This window comes from Mesorhizobium sp. M2C.T.Ca.TU.002.02.1.1 (assembly GCF_003997225.1).
This window is the reverse complement of the sequence record NZ_RZTO01000530.1, coordinates 1-4445: the sequence shown is the minus strand read 5'-3', so window position 1 is coordinate 4445 and position 4445 is coordinate 1. Positions and strand designations below refer to the sequence as shown.

6 protein-coding genes are annotated in these 4445 nt (G+C 65.6%); 1 reads left to right on the top strand and 5 read right to left on the bottom strand.

Going from position 1 to position 4445, the window contains the following annotated elements; genetic code table 11:
* Positions 1–231: 231 nt before the first annotated feature.
* Positions 232–696 (top strand): NUDIX domain-containing protein, encoded by a 465-nt coding sequence (locus EOD07_RS24130; RefSeq protein ID WP_127237228.1) that lies wholly within the window; start codon positions 232–234, stop codon positions 694–696.
* Between the two features lie 12 nt (positions 697–708).
* On the opposite strand, the gene recO is transcribed toward EOD07_RS24130, so the two are convergent.
* The 5 genes from recO to lepB all read right to left on the bottom strand — a co-directional run.
* Positions 709–1467, bottom strand: coding sequence for a DNA repair protein RecO (gene recO / locus EOD07_RS24125; protein ID WP_127237227.1), 759 nt, complete (start codon positions 1465–1467; stop codon positions 709–711).
* 86 nt (positions 1468–1553) lie between these two features.
* Complete coding sequence (locus tag EOD07_RS24120) at positions 1554–2447, bottom strand: aminoglycoside phosphotransferase family protein (protein WP_127237226.1); 894 nt, start codon at positions 2445–2447, stop codon at positions 1554–1556.
* A gap of 42 nt (positions 2448–2489) precedes the next feature.
* Positions 2490–3422 carry a GTPase Era gene (era, locus tag EOD07_RS24115; protein ID WP_206519537.1) on the bottom strand — a complete coding sequence of 311 codons (933 nt, stop codon included), beginning with the start codon at positions 3420–3422 and terminating at the stop codon, positions 2490–2492.
* Positions 3407–4123: a ribonuclease III gene (gene rnc / locus EOD07_RS24110; RefSeq protein ID WP_041009540.1), complete on the bottom strand. Its 717-nt coding sequence runs from the start codon at positions 4121–4123 to the stop codon at positions 3407–3409. The genes era and rnc overlap by 16 nt, the downstream gene beginning before the upstream one ends.
* 4 nt (positions 4124–4127) lie before the next feature.
* The coding region (gene lepB, locus EOD07_RS24105) for a signal peptidase I (protein WP_127237224.1) at positions 4128–4445 on the bottom strand (318 nt) is incomplete at its 5' end.

Sequence of the window (4445 nt, the reverse complement as noted above, 5' to 3'; positions counted from 1 at the left end):
AAACCAGACCAGTCGTGGCCAACAAATGCGGCAACGAGACGGCTGACGCAAATCAGCGGCTCGCCGGCTAACAAGATCGAGCATGTTTCGTCGCCGATTGCCAGCAACTTGCCTGGTTATCCGATGGCGGGCCGTCGAGGCTGTCGGCATTGCAGGCGAGATCGCGCGACCTCTGCCGCGAAATACTCGTGCTATTCTCGCGCGGACGAAGACAATGTCGCGAGGTGACCGATGCCGCAGAAAAGCGCGGGCCTGCTGATCCACAGGCACATCGCCGGGGTGTTCGAATTCCTGCTCGTCCACCCGGGCGGACCGTTCTGGGCCAGAAAGGATGAAGGCGCGTGGTCGATCCCGAAGGGATTGATCGGCAACGGTGAGGACGAGCTCGAAGCCGCCAAGAGGGAAACCGAAGAGGAGCTCGGCGTCGCCATCGAAGGCGATTTCCGGCCGCTCGGCAGCTACAAGCAGCCCGGCGGGAAGATCGTCACTGCGTGGAGTGTTGAAGCGGACATCGATGCGGATGCCGTCAGAAGCAATATGTTCACCATGGAGTGGCCGCCGAAATCGGGACGCCTGAAGGAATTCCCGGAGGTGGATCGAGCCGGCTGGTTTTCGCTGCCCGAAGCCGGCGTCAAGATCCTCAAGGGCCAGCGCGCCATGCTCGACGATTTCCTGGAGCAGCGCGGCGCGGATTAGGCGCGCCTGTTTCTATCCTGCCCCACTCGCAATCGCCTTCGCCGCCGCATGATGCCGGCGCAGCGCGGCGAGGAAGCCGGCGCGGGCGTCGGGCGGCTCGATGCCGCGCGGCTCGTAGACATGGCGAGTGAAGAAGAAGCCGCTCAGCCGGAACGCATCCTCAAGCGCTGCCGCATCGGCGCGCAGGCCGGAGCCGCGCTGGAGGAAAGCCGGCAGCGCCAGCATCTTGTCGTGCCAGGCAGCACCCGCTGCGCGCGACACGGCGCGCCCGGATTTCGGCGAGACATAGGCGAGATCCTGCCTGGAGCCGGTCGCCGCGCATTGGCTGAGGTCGAGGCCGAAGCCCAGTTCGTCGAGGATGAGCAGTTCGAAGCGCGCCACCAGCTCGCCCGCCGCATCGGCATCGCTGAGATGGGCAATCATCACGGCAAGCGCCTCGTAAAGGCCGCCATGGGCATCGCGTTCGGGCAGGAGCCTCAGATGCGCGGCCATAGTCTGCAGGCCGTAGACGGCGACCGCGCTGTCCATCAGCCGCGCGGCATTCATCTCGATCGCCTCGGCCTGGAAGACGCCGAGATGCTCATCGAGCCGCGCCCGCCACAGAAGGTCGACGCGGTTGCCGGGCTGCAGCACCGGCTGCTGCTTGCGCGAGCGCCCTCCCCGCACAAGGCCGAGATGGCGGCCATGGGCGCGCGTCATCACCTCGAGGATGGCGCTGGTTTCGCCATGCTTGCGGGTGCCGAGAACGATTCCCTCGTCGCGCCATTCCATGAGGCCAGCTTTTCACCCGTTGCGCTGCGAAATCAAGATTTCGGCACGCCGTGTCCAATTTGTACTGACATTCGCTGGTGTGGTTTTCATGCCCAGCGCTGATGCTCGGCGAGCACCTCGTCGATCACGCTGCGCTGCCTTTCGGCTTCGGCCTGGTTGGCGTCGTGGCCGGCGACGGTGATCAGCGCCTTCCACAGCGCCCAGCCGCGGCCGCGCGCCCAGGTGGCATCGTCGACAACGACGCGCGCGCGGAAGGCCTCGCGGCTGGTGCCTTCCAAGAAGGTCCAGGTGATCGCGAGGTCGCAAGACGGATCGCCGACGCCGGAGGTGCCGAAATCGATGACGGCGCTCAAGCTGCCGTCCTTAACCAGCAGATTGCCCGAGGCGACATCGCCATGGAACCAGACCGGGGAGCCAGACCAGGTGGCGGCAAGCGCCGTTTCCCACACGGTGGTCGCGGCTTGGGCGTCGATCCGGTCCTCCAGTGCGGTGATCGCTTGCCTGACCTGGCCGTCGTAGACGGTCAGCGGCCCGCCACGATGGAAATTATGCCGGCCGGGCGCAGGCCCATCAGCCGGGTCGATGCCTCTCAGCGCGACAAGGAAATCGGCGAGCGAGAGCGCGAACGCGCCGAGATCGGCAATGCGTGCATTCTTCGCCGTCTCGCCCTCGATCCAGCGATAGACGGACCAACGCCAGGGATACCCCTCGCCCGGCTCGCCCATGGCCAGCGGAGTCGGAATGGGCAGCGGCAGGAAAGGTGCCAGTTTCGGCAGCCAGCGCTGCTCCTTCTCGACCTGCAGCGAATAGGCGGCCGCGCTCGGCAGCCTGACCGTCATCTCGTCGCCGAGATGGAAGGTGCGGTTATCCCAGCCGCCGGAAGCGACCGGGCTGATCGGCAGATCCCGCCACCGAGGGAATTGCGCATCGACCAGCCGGCGCACGAGATCGGTGTCGATGGTCGGTTGCGGATCATCCATGCCGTGGTCCCAAAGCCGCTTCGCGCTTTTGGGCGACAGGCATCAATGGGGAAACTCCAGCCCCATCTCGCGGTAGCGCTCGGGGTCATCGCCCCAGTTCTCGCGCACCTTCACGAACAGGAAAAGGTGCACCTTCTGCTCGAGGATCTCGGCGATCTCGGTCCGCGCGGCCTGGCCGATGGAACGGATCGTCTCGCCCTTGTGGCCGAGCACGATTTTCTTCTGGCTGTCGCGCTCGACGTAGATGACCTGCTCGATGCGCACCGAGCCGTCCTTCTTCTCTTCCCATTTCTCGGTTTCGATATGCGAGGAGTAGGGAAGTTCCTGATGCAGCCTGAGATAGAGCTTTTCGCGCGTGATCTCCGCCGCTAGCTGGCGCATCGGCAGGTCGGAGATCTGGTCCTCGGGATAATACCAGGGACCGGCCGGAAGCGTCTCGGCGAGATAGTCGAGCAGGTCCTTGCAGCCGGAGCCGGTGAGCGCGGAGACCATGAAGGTGCGTTTGAACGGCACGCGTTCGTTGGCGGTCGCGGCCAAGGCGAGAAGCGTTTCCGGCTTGACGCGATCGACCTTGTTGAGGACGAGCAGCATCGGCTGCCGGACGTCCTTGAGCCGATCGAGGATGGCGTCGGCATCGCCCTTGATACCGCGCTCTGCGTCGATCAGAAGCACGACGACATCGGCATCCTTGGCGCCACCCCATGCGGTGGTCACCATCGCGGTGTCCAGCCGCCGCTTCGGCTTGAAGATGCCGGGCGTGTCGACGAAGACGATCTGCGCGTTGTCATGCGTGGCGATGCCGCGCACGATGGCGCGGGTGGTCTGCACCTTATGGGTGACGATCGACACCTTGGCGCCGACCAGCTGGTTGACCAGCGTCGACTTGCCGGCATTGGGCGCGCCGATCAGCGCGACGAAACCGGAGCGCGTCGCGGGGGCTTTGGGGGTTTCCGTATCGCTCATGCCGCGCTCCATACGCCTTCGCGCAGCAAAAGAGTAGCCGCCGCGGCTTGCTCGGCCTCGCGTTTGGAGCGGCCGCTGCCGGTCGCCGGCGCAAAGGAGCCGACCTTGACGCTGACGGTGAACAGCGGATCGTGATCCGGCCCCTCGCGGCCGTCGACGCGGTAGGCCGGCACGGCGCCGGCGGCGGCTTGGTGCGCCCATTCCTGCAATTCGGTCTTGGCGTCGCGCCGCGCAGCCCCGATCGCCTGCGAACGCGGCTGCCAATAGCGATGGATGAACGCGCGGGCAGCCTCAAGGCCACCATCCAGGTAAAGCACGGCAATCAGCGATTCCAGCGCGTCGGCGCGCAGATTGGTGCGCTTGCGCCCGTCGAGATTGCGCACGTCGGAGCCGGCGCGGATCAGCTCGGGCAGGCCGATCTCCTCGGCGATTTGGGAGAGCGCCTCAGCATTGACCAGCGCGTTGAGGCGCAGCGACAGCTCGCCCTCGGCGGCATCGGGAAAGGTCGCGAGCAGCATGTCGGCGACGACGAGGCCGAGGACGCGGTCACCCAGGAACTCGAAGCGCTCATAATCGACGCCGGCGTGAATGGAACGGGCGCTGGCATGGGTCAGCGCCCGCTGCAGGCGCTGGCGGTCGGCGAAGGCATGGCCGGTACGCTCGACAAGCGCCTCGGCCAGGGCATCGGCGGTCAAACGCTTGCTGGCCGCCATCGCTCTAGTGGACGAAATGGAACAGGCGCCCGGCCCGCATCAGCGACGGCCACTTCCATATCTCGAGCGGGCTCGCCTTGCCGGCGATCGAGAAGAAGATGAGGTTGGCGCGGCCGACAAGGTTCTCGGCCGGCACATAGCCGACGGCGAAGCGGCTGTCGGAGGAATTGTCGCGATTATCGCCCATCATGAAATAGTGCCCGGCCGGCACGACGAATTCGCGCGTGTTGTCGCCGATCGAATCGGAATTGATGTCGAGCGTGTCGTAGCTGACGCCGTTCGGCAGCGTTTCACGATAGACATCGATCGGCCGGTTTTCCTC

Coding starts and splice junctions, on each gene's coding strand:
- EOD07_RS24130 (WP_127237228.1), top strand. CDS start 232: ATGCCGCAGAAAAGCGCGGGCCTGCTGATCCACAGGCACATCGCCGGG.
- recO (WP_127237227.1), bottom strand. CDS start 1,467: ATGGAATGGCGCGACGAGGGAATCGTTCTCGGCACCCGCAAGCATGGC.
- EOD07_RS24120 (WP_127237226.1), bottom strand. CDS start 2,447: ATGGATGATCCGCAACCGACCATCGACACCGATCTCGTGCGCCGGCTG.
- era (WP_206519537.1), bottom strand. CDS start 3,422: ATGGAGCGCGGCATGAGCGATACGGAAACCCCCAAAGCCCCCGCGACG.
- rnc (WP_041009540.1), bottom strand. CDS start 4,123: ATGGCGGCCAGCAAGCGTTTGACCGCCGATGCCCTGGCCGAGGCGCTT.